Annotated in this window: 20 protein-coding genes; 6 read left to right on the forward strand and 14 right to left on the reverse strand. The window is 47.0% G+C overall.

Annotated features, from left to right (window positions below):
- Positions 1-32: 32 nt before the first annotated feature.
- The gene (locus H6F51_02625) at positions 33-248 is read right to left on the reverse strand and encodes an NAD(P)H-quinone oxidoreductase subunit O (protein MBD1821409.1); all 216 of its coding nucleotides are present in this window, start codon (positions 246-248) and stop codon (positions 33-35) included.
- 157 nt (positions 249-405) lie between these two features.
- On the opposite strand from H6F51_02625, the gene H6F51_02630 reads away from it, so the two are divergent.
- Positions 406-1,350, forward strand: a complete 945-nt coding sequence (locus H6F51_02630) for a hypothetical protein (protein MBD1821410.1) — start codon at positions 406-408, stop codon at positions 1,348-1,350.
- Here H6F51_02630 and lnt read toward each other — a convergent pair.
- Both lnt and H6F51_02640 read right to left on the reverse strand, forming a co-directional pair.
- Entirely contained in the window at positions 1,300-2,787 is a 1,488-nt protein-coding gene (gene lnt / locus H6F51_02635; GenBank protein ID MBD1821411.1) for an apolipoprotein N-acyltransferase, read from the reverse strand. The two genes, H6F51_02630 and lnt, sit on opposite strands and share 51 nt — an antisense overlap.
- Positions 2,788-2,807: 20 nt before the next feature.
- Positions 2,808-2,993, reverse strand: coding sequence for a CopG family transcriptional regulator (locus H6F51_02640; protein MBD1821412.1), 186 nt, complete (start codon positions 2,991-2,993; stop codon positions 2,808-2,810).
- Between the two features lie 87 nt (positions 2,994-3,080).
- Here H6F51_02640 and map point away from each other — a divergent pair, with 87 nt between their 5' ends.
- From map to H6F51_02655, 3 genes are all read left to right on the forward strand, one after another.
- On the forward strand, positions 3,081-3,896 hold the full coding sequence (gene map / locus H6F51_02645; GenBank protein MBD1821413.1) for a type I methionyl aminopeptidase: 816 nt from the start codon (positions 3,081-3,083) through the stop codon (positions 3,894-3,896).
- A 62-nt stretch (positions 3,897-3,958) separates the two neighbouring features.
- Complete coding sequence (locus H6F51_02650) at positions 3,959-4,549, forward strand: Uma2 family endonuclease (protein ID MBD1821414.1); 591 nt, start codon at positions 3,959-3,961, stop codon at positions 4,547-4,549.
- A 90-nt stretch (positions 4,550-4,639) separates the two neighbouring features.
- Positions 4,640-5,161: a DUF2721 domain-containing protein gene (locus H6F51_02655; GenBank protein MBD1821415.1), complete on the forward strand. Its 522-nt coding sequence runs from the start codon at positions 4,640-4,642 to the stop codon at positions 5,159-5,161.
- On the opposite strand, the gene H6F51_02660 is transcribed toward H6F51_02655, so the two are convergent.
- Positions 5,158-5,433 carry a hypothetical protein gene (locus H6F51_02660; protein ID MBD1821416.1) on the reverse strand — a complete coding sequence of 92 codons (276 nt, stop codon included), beginning with the start codon at positions 5,431-5,433 and terminating at the stop codon, positions 5,158-5,160. The genes H6F51_02655 and H6F51_02660 overlap by 4 nt on opposite strands.
- Before the next feature lie 220 nt (positions 5,434-5,653).
- Between H6F51_02660 and H6F51_02665 the strand changes: the two genes are divergently transcribed.
- A complete protein-coding gene (locus H6F51_02665; GenBank protein ID MBD1821417.1) occupies positions 5,654-9,169 on the forward strand; it encodes a DNA polymerase III subunit alpha in 3,516 nt (1,171 codons plus the stop codon).
- A gap of 108 nt (positions 9,170-9,277) precedes the next feature.
- On the opposite strand, the gene H6F51_02670 is transcribed toward H6F51_02665, so the two are convergent.
- A complete protein-coding gene (locus H6F51_02670; protein ID MBD1821418.1) occupies positions 9,278-9,625 on the reverse strand; it encodes a response regulator in 348 nt (115 codons plus the stop codon).
- Between the two features lie 181 nt (positions 9,626-9,806).
- On the opposite strand from H6F51_02670, the gene H6F51_02675 reads away from it, so the two are divergent.
- Positions 9,807-10,865: an ABC transporter ATP-binding protein gene (locus H6F51_02675; GenBank protein MBD1821419.1), complete on the forward strand. Its 1,059-nt coding sequence runs from the start codon at positions 9,807-9,809 to the stop codon at positions 10,863-10,865.
- 39 nt (positions 10,866-10,904) lie between these two features.
- Here the strand turns inward: H6F51_02675 and H6F51_02680 are convergent, their stop codons facing one another.
- The 9 genes from H6F51_02680 to H6F51_02720 form a co-directional block, all read right to left on the reverse strand.
- Positions 10,905-11,855 carry an NAD-dependent epimerase/dehydratase family protein gene (locus tag H6F51_02680; GenBank protein ID MBD1821420.1) on the reverse strand — a complete coding sequence of 317 codons (951 nt, stop codon included), beginning with the start codon at positions 11,853-11,855 and terminating at the stop codon, positions 10,905-10,907.
- Between the two features lie 71 nt (positions 11,856-11,926).
- The gene (locus H6F51_02685; protein ID MBD1821421.1) at positions 11,927-12,964 is read right to left on the reverse strand and encodes a sugar transferase; all 1,038 of its coding nucleotides are present in this window, start codon (positions 12,962-12,964) and stop codon (positions 11,927-11,929) included.
- 13 nt (positions 12,965-12,977) lie between these two features.
- Positions 12,978-13,853, reverse strand: coding sequence for a methionine synthase (locus H6F51_02690; GenBank protein ID MBD1821422.1), 876 nt, complete (start codon positions 13,851-13,853; stop codon positions 12,978-12,980).
- Positions 13,850-14,809, reverse strand: coding sequence for a sugar transferase (locus tag H6F51_02695; protein ID MBD1821423.1), 960 nt, complete (start codon positions 14,807-14,809; stop codon positions 13,850-13,852). The genes H6F51_02690 and H6F51_02695 overlap by 4 nt, the downstream gene beginning before the upstream one ends.
- A 2-nt stretch (positions 14,810-14,811) precedes the next feature.
- On the reverse strand, positions 14,812-15,777 hold the full coding sequence (locus H6F51_02700; GenBank protein MBD1821424.1) for a glycosyltransferase: 966 nt from the start codon (positions 15,775-15,777) through the stop codon (positions 14,812-14,814).
- 10 nt (positions 15,778-15,787) lie between these two features.
- Positions 15,788-17,590 (reverse strand): ABC transporter ATP-binding protein, encoded by a 1,803-nt coding sequence (locus H6F51_02705; GenBank protein MBD1821425.1) that lies wholly within the window; start codon positions 17,588-17,590, stop codon positions 15,788-15,790.
- A gap of 67 nt (positions 17,591-17,657) precedes the next feature.
- Positions 17,658-18,812, reverse strand: coding sequence for a glycosyltransferase family 4 protein (locus H6F51_02710; GenBank protein MBD1821426.1), 1,155 nt, complete (start codon positions 18,810-18,812; stop codon positions 17,658-17,660).
- A 69-nt stretch (positions 18,813-18,881) separates the two neighbouring features.
- Entirely contained in the window at positions 18,882-20,171 is a 1,290-nt protein-coding gene (locus H6F51_02715; GenBank protein ID MBD1821427.1) for a glycosyltransferase, read from the reverse strand.
- Complete coding sequence (locus H6F51_02720) at positions 20,168-20,392, reverse strand: hypothetical protein (GenBank protein ID MBD1821428.1); 225 nt, start codon at positions 20,390-20,392, stop codon at positions 20,168-20,170. The genes H6F51_02715 and H6F51_02720 overlap by 4 nt, the downstream gene beginning before the upstream one ends.
- Between the last annotated feature and the right edge of the window lie 137 nt (positions 20,393-20,529).

The raw sequence follows: 20,529 nt of genomic DNA on the forward strand, positions 1-20,529 counted from the left end.
AGCCACTAGCGGTGTGTTGTTTTCTAGAGAATTTATTTGAAGGGTTCAAGCTGATCTTGTCTCAACCAAATATTCGGTGTGGGAACGGTGCCGAACTTGACGTAAGCATAGTCGCCCTTGAGGTCAACGATTTCGCCTTTTGTTTCAAAGATGTAGTTGGGGAAACGCGGATCACTGGCTTTGGCTTCGAGGCTGTTTTCGAGCTTTTCGCGGATGACACGAACCATGTCGCCTTTTTTGACGGGCATAACCTACCTCACGAGTCTTTCAGTTTCTATTATGTTGCACAGGTGTATCGAGTTCGATGGAAGTTTGTAAGCGTTTCCATAGATAGATTACGACAAGATTCTTAATCATTGTCAGTCAGTGCAATATGATGAAACGGTTGCAAGCCGATCGAGTTCGATGAGTTTTGAGAAAAAACACTGGTTGAGAACCGCACTGCAAATTAAAGGATCAGTGTTGCTGCAAGTGCTGCCCCGCTCTCTCTTTTGCGGTGGGTTTGCGTTGCTGATTACGATCGCGTTCGTAAAGGGGCAACCTGTTTCGCTGCCGGCATTGGCGAGTTTGATCCCGAATATTGTGCTGGGATTGCTGCTGGTGTTTCGCACGAACACGGCTTATGACCGATTTTGGGAAGGGCGGAAGGCTTGGGGAAAACTGGTGAACGATACGCGCAATCTGGCGCGGCAGATTTGGGTTGCGGTGGCGGAAGTCACAGAAAGCGACAGAGCCGGAAAAATTGAAGCGCTGTATTTGCTAGTGGCGTTTTCTGTGGCAGTCAAATCTCACTTGAGACAAGAGCCATTGGGGTCTGAGATTGAAGTTGTAATTTCGCTCGATCGCGTAGCGCGATTAAAGGGGATTCAAAATCCACCGTTGAGGGTTGCATTCTGGATTGCAGATTACTTGCAACTTCAGTATCAGCGCGATCGCGTCAAGATTCATCAGCTCACCGAAATGCAGCGTTTACTAGATGGGTTAGTGGATAGCTTGGGTGCATGTGAGCGAATTTTAAAGACACCGATGCCAATCGCTTATGCGATTCACTTAAAACAATTAATTCTGCTGTACTGTCTCTCTTTGCCGTTTCAAATGGTGGAGAGTCTGGGTTGGTGGACTCCTCCGGTTGTGGTGCTAATTAGTTTTACGCTGTTTGGAATTGAGGCAATTGGGATTGAGATCGAAAATCCCTTTGGGCGCGACCCGAATGATTTACCGCTCGACGCGATTTGCGAAACGATGTTGAAAAACATTCAAGATTTAACGGAACTTAGACCGAGTAATCATCCTCAGGATCTACCGTTGATTGCGGCTTACGAAGAACAGCAAAACGGCGGTTATTCCTAATAATGTCGGGGTTAGCCAATTACCCCATTTCACATAGAAAGTCTGTGTTTGCTGGCGATAGATTGTGTCTGCGTGTGTTTGGTATTGATTGTTTTGCGATCGCCATTTGACGCGACCATGCGGATCAACAATGCCCGAATATCCGGTATTTGTCACGCGCACTGCCCAGCGATCGGTTTCGATCGCCCGAATAATGTCATGAGCTTCATGTTGTGCCATTAATACAGTGCTGTAGGGATCTAAGTTTGATGCAGTGATGAGAAACTCCGCCTTGTTTGCAACTTGATGACGAAAGACTTCTGAGAATGCAGAATCAAAACAAATGCCGATCGCAATTCGTCCAATGGGTGTCTCAAACTGTTGGTTAAAATCGCCCGGAATCATGAAAGCGTCGATCGGAGATAAGCGCCCAATTAATCCACCCAGTAATTTTTCAAATGGCAAATACTCACCTAATGGAACTAATTTGATTTTGTTGTAGCGAGCGATCGGACTTCTATCGGGTGCAGTTGCAATTAAGCTTTGCGTGTATCGCGTTCCTTCTGGCACAAAAGTTCCAAGCAACGCTAAAACTCGTTTTTCTGCGATCGCTTGCGTGACAGCATTTCGGATGTTTTCGCCCTGCCACAGAAACGGTAAAGCGCCTTCTGGAGTTACAACAAAATCAACGGATTGATCTGCAAGCGATCGATATCCCGATGAATATCCATCTAATGCTTTTCTCAATCCTTCGGCAAATAGTTTTTGTCGAGTTGGAACATTGCCTTGAATAATTCCTGCGGTTAACTTTGCTTCGGAAGATTGTACGATCGCAGTCTGATATAATCCAAATCCGATCAGATGCAGAATGATTAATAGCGTGATCGCACTTGCAATAATTTTTTTACTTTTGGCTAACCATGCTTCTGCAATTAATCCATTTACGGCAACGATCGCGGCTGTTACGGTCAATGCTCCAGAAATTCGCCCCAAATGCAGAATCACTAAGTTATGCGGACTCTGCGTATAAGCCAGCGATGTCCAATCCAATGCACTCCACTGCCGCACGAATTCTAATCCGCACCATAGCGCGGTTCCTGCAATCACTCGCACAATCGAACGATTGGGAATTCGTGCTAATCCCCACGCCCAAATTCCTGTGCAGAATGCGCCCCACAAGGTAATAAACGCCCACGCAAACGCCACGATCGACACGCTTGCAGCCCAGGATAATCCCAACCACATCAATGGATGCAATCCTGTGATCCAGTGCAGTGCAAAGCCGTGATAGACAATGCCCCAAACGATCGTGGGTTTAATTGATCGTGTTCTTACAGTCATCGCCCAAACTGGAGTCAACGCAAACCACGCCAGCCACCAAAAGCTCATCGGCGCAACAGCAAGCCCCATCAGAAAAGCGCTGAGAATCGCGATCGTCAACGCTGTTCGTCCCTTCATAAAATTACTCAATTGCTGATTCAACGCAAGTTTACAGTCTCTGTAGAGCTTTGTTGCTCTCGTCGTTCCTGCAGTGCTCGTTCAATTAACTTTGAAACGAGCCAGGAGACCGATCGTTCGTCCGCTTGTGCCCATGCTTCTAGATCCTTCTTCCACTCCGGAGGCACATAGGCAACCACTCGCTCTAAGTCTGTTTTTCCGCCCATAGTCGAGATCTTGTTCTGCTGGTCTATAGCATCCTATCAGTCCCGCCTGTGTTACGCTAGGCTATGCTGTGCCAGCAAGAAAGCGCTATGAATCTGCAAAATTTATTGTCCATTGCCAAACCTGCAACTCAACATCGTGGGATTGTTCTGCTTTCAGCGCGGGAACTCGACAAAATGCGGACAGTGGGCAAGCTTGCAGCACAGTTGTTGGATTATCTTGAGCCTTTGGTACAACCGGGAGTTAGCACTCAAGAATTGAATGACGAAGCCGATCGCTGGATGAAAGAACACGGTGCAATCAGCGCCACACTCGGCTATGCTCCTCCAAATCATCCGCCTTATCCCGGTTCCATTTGCACTAGCGTTAACGAAGTCGTTTGTCACGGCATTCCCAGCCCCAAGCAGATTCTTAAAGACGGCGACATTATTAATATTGATGTCACTCCGATTCTCGATGGTTATCACGGGGATACATCGAGAATGTTTCTGGTTGGGAATCCTTCGGAGGCGGCTCGAAAGTTAGTCGAAGTGACAAAAGAAGCAATGATGCGCGGCATTGCGGCAGTGAAACCGGGTGCAAGGGTCGGGGATATTGGTGCGGCGATTCAGGAGTATGCTGAGGCGAATGGTTTCTCAGTTGTGCGCGATATGGTGGGTCATGGGGTGGGACGAGTGTTTCACACAGAACCGCAGATTCCACACTTTGGCAAGCGAGGAACAGGGGTGAAGCTGCGTCCGGGAATGGTGTTTACGATCGAACCCATGCTGAACGAAGGCACGTATGAACTGAAGTTTTTAAGCGATCGTTGGACTGTGATCACCAAAGATAAGAAGCTCTCCGCACAGTTCGAGCATACGATCGCGGTGACTGATAATGGATATGAGATTTTAACGCTTCCCTAGTTCAATGCTGGGATAGCATGAAGATCTGGTAAGGCACAGGTATTCCGTAGAGTAATAAAGTTATGGCTCAACTACTCACAAGAACGACGGATCAGCGCATTGTGCTGTATGGAGACTGGGAGCGCTTCAAACTGATTCAGCAAGGATTTGATGAAACTCCGGGCGCAAAGCTGGCTTACTACCAAGGAATGATCGAAATTTTTATGCCTGGTGAAGATCATGCGACCTTTGTTCACATTATTGGTTATCTAATCACGACCTTCTTAATCGATCAAAATATTGCATTTAAACCCACTGGTGATAAAACTTTGGAGCGAGAGAGAGAGGCTTCGGCGCAAGCGGATCAGTCCTACTGGATTGAGCGTCCTAAGCCATTTCCTGATTTAGCGATCGAGGTGATTTTTACGAGTGGAAGTTCTGCCAAGCTTGCGAGATATCGGATATTAGGCGTTCTTGAAGTTTGGTTTTGGCAGGATGGGACACTCACGCTCTATCGATTAAAAAATGGGGAATATGAGCAGATCGATCGTAGTGAGCTACCGGGACTTGAAGATCTAGATTTAGATCTGCTGAAGCGCTGCATCCTAATCGGAGAAACGGATCTGGCAGAGGCAGTCCGAGTATTTCGAGGAATTGATCAGCCCAGTGCTTAGATTCTTGCAATTTCGGTATTTTATAAATTTAGTACGCTGGTACTAAAATTCGTGCTATCCTCTTTGTCGTTAGAGAGTATCAGAGGTGGCATGAGTATAGACGACACGACCCAATTGATTCAACTGATTCTCAATTCGGTGCTGATGCTGCTTGCCTGTGCGTTTGTTTTGGGTGGGCTACTGCTGCGGCGAAGCGTAATTGAAAATCGTCTGCAAATTACGAATGTGGAATATTTTCAAGTGCTGGGTCAACTCGATCGAGCCAATCGGTTATCTATGCTGCAAAAGCAGATCCGCTATCTGCAACAGCGCGTTAAATCGGCAAATAACGGCATTTTAGTGATGTATTACGCGCTGGCTTTGTTTGTGTCGAGTACGTTTGCGTTAGCAATTCGCACGGTTCTAGAGGCACAATGGCTGGTCACGGGATCGATGGCGCTATTTGTCGGGGGAACTGCGATCTTGTTGTTTAGTGTGGCGATCGTTCTGGTTGATCTGCATCATTCCGATCGTCCCTTCTGGCAAGAAATGCGGGATATTCTCGCATCGGATCTGCCAAGAAAACGCCGGATCAAAAAGATCCGGAGTCGTCGCAAAGTGGTTTTGCGTTAGGGTTCGGGGGCGATAACTCTGGCTTGTTTCCCGGAGGCATCGACCACGATCCAACCCGTAGCAGCATCGCTCGGTTCGGATTGCGTGACGCGAAAGGCAACTTTTTCGCCTTTGGTGGTTACGGCAAAATCGGCATTTTGGGCAGATTGCACCATGAAGCCACGATCGCGTAAACAAAACATCGCCCAACCTTTAAGCGTTTGATTTGCCGGATTAAAGGGCACAGGAGGACGATCGAATATACTTTGCATTACTTGAATTAACTGCGACATATTCCCCAATTGCAAATCGCTATTTTCAGCGTAAACGGTAATGGGCGCAACGTCCGATCGTGGCTGAATTTGGTACATTGGTATTGGGATGTGAATCGGGGTGCGAATTCTCTTGACTCTATATCTGGGGACAGTTGGGAATTTATTTCAAAAAATTCGTAGATATAGCGCTCAAGATCGGTTACTGTAAAACTCATTCCTTCGCGTGGGTTGAGTGATTATGTCTTTCGTCGGTCTGCACATTCACAGTGATTACAGTTTGCTTGACGGTGCGGGGCAGTTGTCGAAATTGGTCGATCGCGCCGTGGAACTTGGAATGCCCGCGATCGCGCTGACGGATCATGGGGTGATGTATGGTGCGATCGAACTGATTAAGACCTGTCAAGGAAAAGACATTAAGCCGATCATCGGCAACGAGATGTATATCATCAACGGCGACATTACGAAGCAAGAACGCCGCCCGAAATATCATCAAGTTGTTTTAGCGAAGAATACACAAGGCTATAAGAACCTCGTTAAGCTCACCACAATCTCGCACCTCAAAGGCGTTCAGGGTAAAGGAATCTTTTCGCGTCCCTGTGTCAACAAAGATTTACTCGCTGAGTATCATGAAGGCTTGATCGTGACGAGTGCTTGTCTCGGTGGAGAAGTGCCGCAAGCGATTCTGCAAGGAAAGCCCGAAATTGCTCGGAGAATTGCGGCTTGGTATAAGGAGCTATTTGGGGATGATTACTATCTTGAGATTCAGGATCATGGATTGTTAGAGGAGCGCATTGTTAATCCTGAGATTGTCAAGATTGCTCAGGAACTAGACATTAAGCTGATTGCGACCAATGATTCGCACTATGTGTCTTGCTATGATGTCGAAGCTCACGATGCTTTGTTATGTATTCAAACCGGAAAGTTAATTTCTGAAGAGAAACGACTGCGCTACACCGGAACCGAGTATCTAAAATCAGCAGATGAAATGCGATCGCTCTTTCGAGATCATTTGCCGCAAGACATCATTGAAGCTGCGATCGCAAACACTGTAGAAGTCGCGGACAAGATTGAACAATACACCCTAATGGGTGGTGAACCTCGACTGCCAGACTATCCGATTCCACCCGGATTTACTGCGGATACTTACATCGAAAAGATTGCTTGGGAAGGATTGATTCAGCGTCAGAAACGGGACTCGCGAGATGAAATCAGTGATGAATACCGCGATCGTCTTATCTATGAGTTGAATATGCTCAAGCAGATGGGATTCTCAACTTACTTCCTGGTCGTTTGGGACTACATCAAGTATGCAAGAGACAATAAGATTCCGGTCGGGCCGGGACGCGGTTCTGCGGCGGGTTCATTGGTTGCTTATGCACTAGGAATCACAAACATTGATCCGGTACATCATGGCTTACTGTTTGAGCGATTCTTGAATCCAGAGCGTAAATCGATGCCAGATGTGGATACGGATTTTTGTATCGACAGGCGGGATGAAGTGATCAAATATGTGACCGAAAAGTATGGCACAGAGCGAGTCGCGCAGATCATCACCTACAACCGGATGAACTCGAAAGCCATTCTGCGAGATGTAGCGCGGGTGCTGAACATTCCATTGAGTGAAGCCGATCGCATGGCGAAACAAATCCCAGTGTTTCGCGGTAAATCCACGAAGCTCAAAATCATGGTGTCTCCGACTGAAACACCCTCGAAAGAGTTCAGCCAGAAATACCATCAAGATCAAGTCATTCCGAACACCAATCCGCCCATTACCTACCGTCGCTGGCTAGACATGGCAATGCGGATCGAAGGCACAAACAAAGCCACCGGAGTTCATGCGGCGGGTGTCGTGATTTCTTCAGAGCCATTGGATGAGATTGTGCCACTAGAAATGACCAAAGATGGCGGCATTGTGACTCAATATGCAATGGAAGACATTGAGCTACTAGGCTTACTGAAGATGGACTTCCTAGGCTTGAAGAATCTCACCATGATCGAGAAAACGATCGAGCTAATCGAACAAAGCCAAAACATCAAACTCGATTTGGATAGCTTGCCGCTCAATGATCCAGAAGTCTACAAGCTGCTAGCGCGAGGCGAACTTGAAGGGATCTTCCAGCTTGAATCCTCTGGAATGCGTCAGATTGTGCGTGACCTGAAACCCGATGGAATTGATGATATTTCCTCGGTGCTTGCGCTTTATCGTCCAGGGCCATTGGATGCAAAGCTGATTCCTAAGTTCATCAATCGCAAACACGGTCGTGAAAAGATTGACTATGCTCATGAGATTCTTCAGCCGATTCTGAAAGAAACCTATGGCATCATGGTGTTTCAAGAGCAGATCATGAAGATTGCTCAGGATATGGCAGGCTATTCGCTCGGTCAAGCGGATCTGTTGCGTCGAGCAATGGGTAAAAAGAAAAAGGCTGAAATGGAAAAGCACCAAGCCTTGTTTGTCAAAGGTGCAAAAGATCGGGGGGTTTCTGCCAAAATTGCCGAAGAACTGTTTGAGCAGATGGTGAAGTTCGCGGAATACTGCTTCAATAAATCGCACTCAATGGCGTATGGTTATGTCACTTTCCAAACGGCTTATCTGAAGGCGAACTATCCCGTTGAATATATGGCAGCAATCTTAACGATTAACAGTGGTGAACAAGACAAAGTTCAGCGCTACATCGCAACCTGTCATAGTTTAGGAATCAAAGTGCTGCCCCCGGATATCAACCGATCGGGCATCGACTTTACGCCCACCGGAGATGCGATCCTGTTTGGACTCTCTGCGGTGCGAAACGTAGGAATGAGCGCGATCGAAGCCATTCTCGAAGTTCGTGACGCAGGCGGACAGTTCAAATCACTGGCGGATTTATGCGATCGTGTTGATTCCCGTGCCTTGAATAAACGTGCATTAGAAGCCTTGATTCACTGTGGAGCGTTTGACTCGATCGCGCCGAATCGTCATCAACTCGCCAATGATCTAGAACTCGTGATGGACTGGGCACAATCGAGGGCACGAGATCGCGCTAGTGGACAAGGTAGCTTATTCGATCTACTCGGTGCAGTAACGCAGAAAAGCAGCTTTGAGACGGCTCCAAAAAGTGCAACGGTTGCCGACTATCCTTCGCAAGAAAAGCTCCGGCTCGAAAAAGAAGTCCTCGGCTTCTACATTTCCGATCATCCCCTAAAGCAACTGCAAGACTCGGCAAAAGTGTTAGCACCAATTAGTTTAGGCAACTTACAGAACAGTCGAGAAGGTTCAACCGTCAGCGCGATCGTCATGATTACTGCGGTAAAACGAGTTACAACCAAGAAAGGGGATGCAATGGCAGTGATTCAGATCGAAGATTTGACCGGACGAGCAGAAGCGGTTGTGTTTCCCAAATCCTTCGATCGCATCGGTAGCCTGATTGAGCCGGATGCGCGTCTGATGGTCTGGGGCAAGATTGATAAACGCGATGAAGATCAGTTCCAGTTCATTGTTGACGACGCGGAACCGATCGATCAGGTGCGAATGGTGATGGTCGAACTTGAGCCCAGGATTGCAGATGATGCAATGGAACGGCACCGGCTTAAAACGGTGTTGCAGGAGAATGGAGATCGAGACCATGCTAAAGTTTCAGTGATTGCGATCGTCGGGACTCCGACTCGAAGCCAGATTGTGCGCTTTGGCTCTCAATTCCGTGTTCAAGATGAAGAGGCAACCGTGAGCGCTTTGGAGCAAGCAGGCTTCAAAGCGAGAGTGTCATCATTGGTTTGAGAGGATATTTGCAGAGTCTTCGTTCGTTGCAGCACTCCGCTCTGAGCTGAAGTTCGGGCGGAAGCGCAACGAAACGAAGGGGCTACCTATACTTTTCTCAAACATCCTCTAAAGATCGTTAGGGGGCGTATCGATCAGTTGCTCGATCGTGTTCAACAAAATTTCTGAATCATACGGTTTTGGCAGATACACATCAAATCCTACCGACTCTGAATCCTGCTGAATCATCGCGATCACCTCTCCAGTCAGCGCGATCGCGACTGTTCGATGCGTCTCTTGCTGTCGAATGACATCTAAAACTCGTGCTCCATTACCGTCCGGTAGCCGAATGTTACTCACTAATAAATTTGGCTCAAACCCAAATCGAATGATTTCAATTCCCTCCTGAATCGAACCGGCTGACAGCACGATCGCGCCTTGATGCTCCAGAAGCACGGTTAGGGCCAGTCGTGTCACTGCTTCATCCTCAACAATCAAGACGCGTGATGAATGTAACCCAGAAGATTTAATCACAAAAATGCTAGAAGTCAGATTTTGATAAACAACATTAATTTACTATGGTATTAAAATGATGCACCGTAAGATAGACTCGTTTCCCTAACTTCGGATGCGTTTTTCTAAAGATTTAACTAAGTTTATGGCAACCGTTCGACTCGATCGCATCACTCGACGTTTTAGTAAGTCCGCAGCCGTTGAGGATATTAGCTTTGAGATTCCTGATGGCGAGTTCTGGGTGTTGGTGGGTCCCTCTGGCTGTGGTAAATCAACCGTCTTACGCACGATCGCAGGGCTAGAAACGGCGACTTCTGGGAATTTGTACATTGGCGATCGGCTGGTGAATCAAGTCCCGGCTCGCCAGCGCGATGTGGCAATGGTGTTTCAAAATTACGCGCTTTACCCGCACATGACCGTGGCTGAGAACATTGCATTCGGGCTAAAAATGCGACAGGCAGAGCCGAAAACGATTCAAGAACGAGTCGAGTCAGTGGCAAGAATTTTAGAAATCGGTCACTTACTAGAGCGCAAACCGAGACAGTTATCGGGCGGGCAGCAGCAGCGAGTCGCCTTGGGAAGAGCGATCGCTCGTCAGCCGCAAGTGTTTTTGCTGGATGAGCCGCTCTCGAATCTAGATGCCCAACTGCGTGATGGGACTCGAACTGAGCTTAAACAATTACATCAACAGGTCGGCATTACTACGATCTACGTTACGCACGATCAAGTTGAAGCGATGACTTTAGCCGATCGCATTGTTGTATTGGAGCGCGGCAGAATTCAGCAGATTGGTACACCTCAGGAAATTTACGATCGGCCCGTTAATCGTATGGTTGCTACGTTTCTTGGTAGTCCACCGATGAATTTAATTTCAGCAACATTCACCGGGTCAAGCTTTCAGATTGGGGGGCAATCGTTTGCGCTCGCGCTCGATGTCCCACCCGGACAATACGATCTCGGAATTCGTCCAGAGCATCTTTCTGTGAATGCGACAGATCCACACTGCGTTGCTCAAGTGAGTGTAATTGAACCGTTGGGACGAGAAGTGCTGGTTCGTGCGGCGCTGGAAGGTCGATCGATCAATTTGCAGACTGAGCCAGCTTTGAATTTAAGATTGGGCGATCGCTTGCCGTTGCGGTTGGATCTCAATCGATTGTTTCTGTTTGATCCGATTTCTGGCGATCGAGTTTATCCGACTGATTGATATAGGAGCTTGATAGAAGAAGTTGGCTTCGATATTGCGTTATTGATAAAGCGATCGAATCCATTCCCATTCATTTGTGAGTCCTTCTTTGAGTGCGACCTTGGGCTGATAGTTCAAGATTCGTTTTGCTTTAGAAACATTAGCCGAAGTATGACGCGCATCGCCGATCGCTGTCTCGATTTTTTCCTGGCGAATCGATCGACCAATAATCGCCTCCATCGTGGCAATCACATCAGTTAGCATCACACGACTTCCACCACCGATATTAAACACTTCTCCGACTGCCTCTGGAACCTCTGCTGCTGCGAGATTTGCCGCAATCACATCTGAAACAAAGGTAAAATCTCGCGTTTGCTGTCCATCGCCGTAAATGACGATCGCTTCATCCTGTAGAGCCGCTTTGAGAAACTTGTGAAACCCCATATCCGGGCGTTGTCGCTGACCGTACACCGTAAAATAGCGCAGCGCGCAAGTCGGAACCCCAAAGTTTTGATAATACAGTCCGCAGAGTTGTTCTGCTGCAAGTTTAGTAATGCCGTAGGGTGAAACGGGCTGCGGACTGATCGTTTCGGCGGTGGGAAGGGTTTCCGCATTGCCATAGATCGAAGAACTCGAAGCATAGATCAAGCGCTGGAGCCGTTTCGCAGATTTTGCCGCTTCTAAGAGAACTTGCGTGGCGTTGATGTTTTGCTCAGTGTAAGTGCGAAACCCTGCGCCCCAACTCGATCGCACTCCCGCCTGAGCCGCTTGATGATACACAACTTCTACATCGGTTAAAAGCGCCTCCCAGTCTAATTTCTGGAGGTCCGCTTCGATTAGCTCAAAGTTGGGATGCGCTAAACTACGAGCAAGATTTTTCCACTTCAGCGCAGAATCGTAATAATCATTGAACTGATCGACTCCAATGACCCGATCGCCACGATCGAGCAATGCCTCGACTAAATGAGAGCCGATAAATCCTGCCGCTCCGGTCACTACGCTAAGGGTCATATTGGAAACCGATTCCTCACGCCTAAAGGGTTCATCTTACCCGATCGTGGGCTTCGGTTGAAAATGACGATTTAACCGCGCATTTTGTTCAGTTGAAGCTTGAGTTTGCGGAATCGGTGATTCAGATTGCTAATTTTCTGTCTGCGGAATTTCGTGATTAGAGAGCGAGCCTGAGTGAAGCGATCGGGCGACTTAAATTCTTTGGGTCGATCTTGAGGAGCCTTGAGATAACGGTAGTGCAAAAACAAGTCCCGGTAAGGAATCGACACATCTTCACCCTGGCACAAACGAGTAAAAGCAAAGGAAGGAATGCTCATATAGTGGAGGTATGTAAGCGGCTGCCCTTTGTCGTAGAGCACATGATCGTGCTGCTCAAAGCTTGATGACCAGTGTGAACCTGGTGCAGTACCAGTGATTGCGAAATTGTAGTAAGCAATTTGGCTCCGCAGTACCATGTAATTCATCAGCGATTGATCAGTTCCCCACAGAGCAAGCAGATTTGATTCTCCAGTTTGGAGCGAAGTCAGCAGCGATCGTAGAATTTCATCGGTAAATACGTTTTTCTTTGAAGCAAACCAGCCTGCACAAAAAATATCTGCTTTCAGTGTTTCAGCATCAAAGACCTTCATCAGTTCTGTTTCTGGGGCATCAAAAATATATTTAATGTCTGAACTGTACTGATAGTCATTTGATACCCAATCATAGGTGTCTAACTTCTGAAAGACCGAATCAATTGAACCAAACGCTAAAGTATCGGCATCAAAATAAACAAATCGATCGAACTCACCATCAAAACAGCACAGTTTACGGTGCATTTCGATGCGATAAACCTCAGGAAGCTGCCGTTCGCGCCAGACTTTTTGAGCGCGAACGTGAGATTTCCAAACCTGAGTTGCAAATGCTTCCCACTTCTGGAGCGATGCAGTGTTCTCAAATAAAGAAACCTGTGGTCGAGTGGCAATCTCCGATCGTACTTTTTCTAAACGGTCATTATAAGGAATGATACAGACTGGAATTTCAGGGCTGATATTTGCCTCAATACTATTGAGCAAAGCAACAAGCTGATCGAATACGACATCATTGGCAAGAATGTAAATTCCATCTTTCATTGCTCAGGCTCCTTCAGACTTTGAATGGCACAAGTCGCGAGAGTTTCCGCCAGAATGCAGAACTCGGTTCATGTAAACATCGGTAGTGTTCCCACAAGCGCCAATAAGGCGCACCCGGACGCATTGAAATTCCTGCCCAGTGGAGGTATTTGAGTCTTTGATCTCGATCGTACAGAACATACTGTCGATTCTCAAAGTGCTTTGATCCTGCCCAACTTCCCGGAGCATTTTCCGGTGGTTTGACTAAATTCATCCGCTTCTCAAAGCACTTCAGAATCAAATAATTCAGAATCGGCTGATCCGTGACACCTTGAGTAAAGTCAAAGTATTCGCGATGTTGGGCGCAATCTTTCAGCACATCATAGAGTTGATCCTCGGTGATCACTCCTTTGCGAGATCCCCAAAATCCACTGTTAAACACATCTTGTAGCTGTTCATCGATAAAGATGCTGTCTTTAACTACAGGTGAAAAGATGTTTCTCAAGCCTTCACTAGAATAGTGATAGTCACAGCAGAAAAAATCACACTTTGATAGATGTTGCAGCGTTTCGGAGATCTGCTCAAACACCACAATATCTGTGTCAATGTAGAGAAATTCATCTAACACACCAAACCAGACTGCAAGCTTTCGCATTTTGTTTGGTAACTTGAGAAAGTCTCGATCGAAAATCTCTCCTACACGGCTGGTTAACCGCTCCAGTAGTTCTAAATCTGGAAACAATTGAACATTGTGCAATCGATTCAGCGTTGAGAAAACATTCTCATACTCATCATTAAACGGAATCAAATAGATTAGAACAGTTGGATCATACAGTCGAATACTATTGAGCAGTGCGATCGCGTTTTCGATCACTTTGTCATTTGCAACAATGTAAATTCCTCGTTTCATGCTCGTCTCAACTTTTGTAGAACTTTCTGAACAAAACTCGGCTGTGCCTTTGGCATCGGAGGTTCTGTGAAAACAGGTCGCTTTTCTGGCTCGTGCAAAAATCGATAGTGCAAAAACAAATCACGATATGGAAAAGCAACATTCTCACCGTGACAAGCTTTTTCCATGCGCTGTGGTTTTACCCCGATGTAGTGCAAGTATGTGAGGCGAAGTCCACGATCGTACAAAATATGTTCCTTGTCCTCAAAATGCTTTGAGGTGATTGAACAACCCGTCGATTTTCCAAACGGCAATAGATGCGCTAAATTACAGCTTTTGATGCCCGATTTCATCACCATGTAATTGATCACAGGTTGTTCACCTGCTCCACCATAGAGAATCTCTCGATCGCCCTCTAACAATTGAGCAATCAGTGTTTCTCGCTGCTCTGCGTCAAAGAGTCCCCGTTTTGCAGCAAAGAAGCCTGAGCAAAAGATTTCTTTATCAACTCGCTCTTTCGGGAATACCTCGTACAGCTTTGGAGAATCAATGTTGTAGATCTTAGTGGGATCAAGAAATTGAAAGTCGTAAACGACCCAATCATGATCATTCAATTGTTCAAAGATGTGATCCATTGAACTCATCGCCAATGTATCTGCATCCATGTAAATAAAGCGATCGAACGGTGCATCAAACGCACAAAACCGCCGATGTGCCCCATACAGTCGCATCTTCTGATCCAATCGCTCCGGTGCAATCCGTTGCATAAACTGATCCCAACGGTCGATCGAATCTTGGTCATCGTAAAGCATCACATTCGGACGATTACGAATTTCAGCCCGAATTCGATCAAGGTGATCATCAAATGGATAAATGCAAACGGGAATATCGCAGCTAATATTGGCTTCAATGCTATTAAGCAAAGCGACTAACTGATCGAACACACGATCGTTTGCCAGAGTACAAATGCCATCCATAACTAAGAAACCCGCTCAACGTATTCAGAAAGCCAATTCATTAGATTAAGTTTGTGCAGAATGATTTGCCGAGCTTCCGCGATCGCGTCTTTTGCTTCATACCAAGCATCCGGAGTCGCAGTCACTTCCTCAATGTATTTCCAGCCTTTTTCATCCATACTCGGCAACCGCAAAAAGCTCCCCGGAGGAAGTAATTTATCTGCGGCAGATCCACCGTAGTAAATGGGTAAGCACCACGCGAGCAGAGCATCCCAGAGCTTCTCAGTCACATACCAATCATTCTCGGCATAGTTCTCGATCGCTAAGTTGTAGTAGTAAGGAGCCATACCGTACCATTTCCCATTAATTCGACCCGTTGTAACTGCCCAATCCGGTAGATCTCGCCCATATAAGTCAAACTCCAGTCCGTTCTGCTGCAACAGTTTGAGAAATGCTAACCGCTTCAGATGATTCTCACTCCGACTAATGCCAGACGTAATCCAGCTACACTTGCGAACCTTCTCAGGCGGCGGCATTTCATTTAGCTCCCGAAACGAATTGCCTAAGTACCAAATCGCAGGCATATAGTCGGGAACAGGTGCATAGTCATCAGGGCCAGACACATAAGCACAGTATTGTTGTGCTTTCTCGTAGTTTGCTTTAGCAATATGTAAAATCTCATCGAGCGGGGGTTCTCGCAATAGATAAATCATTCGCTCTTTCGGAACACCTCGAAACTGTGGAGTCACATCCGGTAACGGAGCTGGACGTAATTGAGCGCGAACCTTTGATATTAATGTTTTTGGTGGTTTAGAACGAGGAAAATCGAACTGATACAACAACAAAAAATCTGGATTTGCAGCAGAGGCTTCAAGCTGAATGTTGCCCCAATGTCCAAACGGGTAAGGCGACTGTTGCCATAACCAATCGATCGGGCTAGGCTTCAACCCGACATAACTACTCACCATTCCAACTACTTGCTTTTTCATCGCCTTGTTCCTAAACAGTCTGAGCTTCTTCTGAAAACTGCATTGCATGAAGTTGGGCATACAATCCACCCTGCTTTAACAGTTCCGCATGGGTTCCCACTTCTACGACGCGCCCTTTATCTAACACTGCAATCTGATCCGCTTTCTGCACGGTCGAGAGTCGGTGAGCAATCACCAGGGTTGTACGATCGCGGCTCAATTCATCGATCGCGCTCTGTACCAACCGCTCCGAGACTGTATCGAGTGCAGAAGTTGCTTCATCCAGAATGAGAATTTCTGGATCACGTAACAATGCTCTTGCGATCGCCAATCGTTGTCTTTGTCCGCCTGAAAGCATTACGCCGCGATCACCAATCAATGTATCGAACCCTTGGGGTAATTTGATAATGAACTCATAAGCATTGGCACGTTTTGCCGCTTCAATAATTTGCTCATCTGTAGCATCTTTGCGAGCATAAGCAAGATTGTTCCGAACGGAATCGTTAAACAAGAAAGTATCTTGACTGACAATGCCCATTGCTTGACGAAGAGAACGGATCTCGAAGTCTTTGAGGTCGCGATCGTCAATCAGAATCCGTCCAGCGGTTGGATCATAAAATCGCGGCAGCAAATCCGCTAAGGTTGATTTTCCCGCCCCCGATGATCCGACGAGCGCTAAAGTCGTTCCTTTAGGTAGCCAGAGATCAACTTGATTGAGCACTTGTCGATCGTGCCCCGGATAAGTGAATGCTAATTGCTCAAACCGAATTCCCGCAGTCATTCCCGTATAAGGAATGTGCCCTTTAGACATGAATGGCTTACCTTCGCGCCGCAAGAAGTCATTCACCACAGAAACACTCGGAGCCAGATTCGCAAATGAACTACGTGCATTATTCAGTTGCCCCACAAACGGCAACATCCGAAACAACACCAGCAGGTATGTCAACAACACCGCAGAAAGCGATTCTAGTTCGCCTCTAAAAAAGATTCGTCCTAGCAATAAAATCGCAATCACAACGGTTAATCCTGCCATCTCGTTGAGAGGTGGAATTAGCGCAGAATTAGCTTGAGAACTGAAATCAGCTTTTTCACGATAATCAATCAATCGTTCAATTTTTTGATACTCGTATGATTCGCTTCCGGTTGCTTTCACCAATCGAATTCCCGATAGCATTTCTAACACTGCGATCGAATAATCTCGCGACTGATCAGATAACTGTTGACCAAATCGTTTAGCACGTTTCACAAAAAAGCTATTGGAAAGAGAGACTGCTGCTAATAGAACAGTAGAGATTACAGTTAACTGCCAGGAAATCGATACAAGAATAATCAGAAACACAAAAATAGTAATCACCATAGACAGCATTTGAACTGCTGTCCGAATCGCTGTTGCAGTCGAACCAATCTCACCCCCTAGCCGATTGATCAAGTCTCCAACTTTGGTTTTGATATAGAAATCAAAATCAACATCGAGCAATAACCGCAAGCCTTCCTTGCGAATGTCACTGACTAGCGATCGTGATAAATGCCCCGAAGACAAGGTGCTGACATAGCTCGTCACATTCTTGAGCAAAATCGCCAGCAGAATCAATCCCAACATCGACAAAAACTGCGACTCTCCGCCTGATGCAGCCATGCTCGAAAAGACCTTCTGCAAAATCGGTGGCGCACCTTTAAGGTTCACCTCCTCGCCTAATAACCCCAGCACAACCGGGATAATCAGCATCGTACTCACGCCGTTAAACAACGCACCGGAAAATCCAAGCACGATCGTCAAGCCAATCCAGAGCGGACGACGGAGGGCAAATTGAAGCAGCAATCGATTTGGGGACATACGGGGCAGAGGATAACAATCTGAAGTTTTGGCAAGAAACTGCTTCTAGTTATCCCGATGCCTGCACTTAACTCACGCTTTGCAGAACATCCGCCAGAATTGGAGCCATCGCATCAACGCTATACTGCGCGACACAGCGCGCTCGCAGCGCTTGACCTCGTTTTTCTGCTTCCTGCCAATCCTGAAAGATTTCGGCGATCGCACTCGCTAACTGATCCGGAGATTCTGGCTCAACAAGATAGCCTAAATTCCCCAAAATCTCTGGAATATCTCCTACACGAGTTGCCAAGACCGGCTTTGCCATCGACATCCCTTCGGTGAGCTTGATCGGAAATTGCGCTTGAGCCGTGACCGTATCGCGCTGAGGAACCACGACCACATGAGCCGCCGCCACAATCTCCGGCATCTGCCAAAATGGAGCAGGTGGCAGCTTGACCACCCATTGTCCCCATCGATCGATTAACTGTCGATCGTAGTCATCATAGGGGCTTCCACCGACGATCACCAGTCTAAGATCCGGCTGGTTTAAGCGATCGAGTGCGATCAAAACCTCTTCTAATCCTTTATGCGGACGCGATGCCCCCGGGAACATCAGCACCCGGTACTGGGATAAGCCATATTTGCGCCGACTTTCCACGGGATCAAATCGGCTTGGATCAAACATATCTGTATCCTTGCCGTTGGGAAGATAGGTTCCACCAAACCGCTTTTGCAGAAAGTTCGTGTCGATCGTAATCGCATCCGCGTATCCGATCAGCCGTTCCATCCATTGCAGGTAAAGGAAATGATCGGGCGATCGTAGCGCTCCATTCGATTTCAAAATATCTCGCCCAAATTGCTTTAGGTTCGGTCGATAGCGCGTTTGATCACCGCCTGTCCAACTCAATTCCCAGTCATCCACATCGAGAAACACAGGAACACGCGATTTTAACTTCTTTAAAAGTCCAACTCCAAAGCTTGAAGGCTTCGGCTTCACGGCATAAATCAAATCACCATCTATACGATCGAGCAATTGACCCACAGAACTAAAAAACTGCGGATAGTTACAGCCTGGTAAACAGACGATTGGCAAATCTGCGGGTGGTTCTGGATAGATTTTTTCACCAAATAGAAATCCGAGGATTTCGACTTCGTGATTTAGCTTTTTGAGAACTTGGGCGAGAAGATAGGCGCGATCGACTCCACCTTTAGAAAAGTTAGGCGTGAGAATAGAAACTTTCATACAGGAAAAAATGGGGAACGGAGGCGTATTCAACAGATGCAATTCCCCAATGCCCTGAGTATTCCCGCTTTAGTATTCCCGCTTTAAGTTTTGATAAAGCTTTAACATCTCGGCGGCGACCGCTTGCCGTGTTTTTACGGGCTGAATACCTTGTCTCAGTTGAGCGATCGTTCCCGGATTTTCAGAAAGATAAGCGATCGCATTTGCCCAAGCCTTAACATCTTTTGCCGGAACTAACCAGCCATCTCTCCCCTGCGTGACCAGTTCTGCAATTCCACCCAAATCTGAGCCGATCACAGGAGTTCCTACGGCAAACGATTCCAGTACGACGAGCGGGCCTGTTTCTAACCATTGTGAAGGAACTGCGAGCAGATCAAACCCTGCAATTGCGTCCATGATTTCCGATCGTGCTAACGGCGGCTTAATTTGAATGCGCGAATCTGATTGAGCGATCGCTAAAACTTTCTCGCGATTTGCTGCACCATGCTGGTCGGCGTGAGTTGCATAGATCACCAGTTCGACGGCTGTACTCGGGACTAGTTGAAGTGCTTGGGCAAGCATTTGAACTCCTTTCGTTTCTTGCCAACGACCGAGAAAGCCAATCCGAATTGGAGAATGGATCGATCGTTCTGTCGGTTTCCTTTCAACTAAAACCCCATGACGGCTCAGAACTAGCTTCGATTCCGGCACGCCATTCAGCACAAACGCATCATAAAGCCACTGGCAAACGACGACAATCCGATCGCTCGATTCCACCAATTGATCAAACTGTCGCTGATGCTGATGCACTTGGGCAGGAGTCGCGATCGTGGTTCCCAGTTGCCGCAATCGCACTTCAGAGGAGTGACGCAAGCGATCTCGAAGGGAAAGCGTGAGCGAACTGGGGAGATGACTTAATGTTTTAGCTGCCCAAGTTGGAACTCGCTTAGATACCCCTAAACAAGCACTACACCGAGCAAGATCAATTTTTCCATTACAGGCAGAATGTCCCCCTTGCATCATCGTTCCTCGCAAGCAGGAAACATCGGGCATATGAATCGTGGCGATCGTTTTCATTCCCAATTCTTTTGCGATCTGCAAATGAGGCAGACCGCAGCCTGATCGCAAGGTGTGCTGATGATAGATTTCGCTTTTATTTTCAACAAGCCAAGCGCGAAACGCATCGAGATCCTGACTTGGATAGCGGTAGACCTCGATCGCGTTGTAATGCTCGATCGTCGGTTGATCCTGCGCTCTTGAGGCTGTCACTTTGCAATTCAAGCCGATCGCGCTCAAGTCCTCGACTAAGCCATTGAGATACACCTCAACGCCGCCAAGCGAATCTGGCGGAAACCAAGCGCTCGCTTGAATCACATTCATAAAAGCGGCTTCCCTTCATCTACAAGCTTGATCTGACCCGATTGAATTTGATCAAAAATCTGATTGATTTGTCGGCGTTCTTCGGCAGTGAGGCGATGATTTGCAAGCAGCAGAGACGTAAGATGCAAATGCTCGTGACGATTTAGCTGGCGCTGTTCGAGAATCCGTTCAAGGATGCGCTGTGGCGGTTGGTTAAATCGATTTGGGACTGCTTTCGCCATACGATCGTCATTGTTCAACAGAGAAATATCAAGCACAAGTGAGCCTAATAGCTAGATGAGGACTCGATCGACACCTGAGTAAAATCATCTACAGGTCTTAGTATTGACGACTTTAGAATCAAAATAGACATAAATTA

It is taken from the genome of Cyanobacteria bacterium FACHB-DQ100 (genome assembly GCA_014695195.1).
Taxonomy (GTDB): domain Bacteria; phylum Cyanobacteriota; class Cyanobacteriia; order Leptolyngbyales; family Leptolyngbyaceae; genus Leptolyngbya.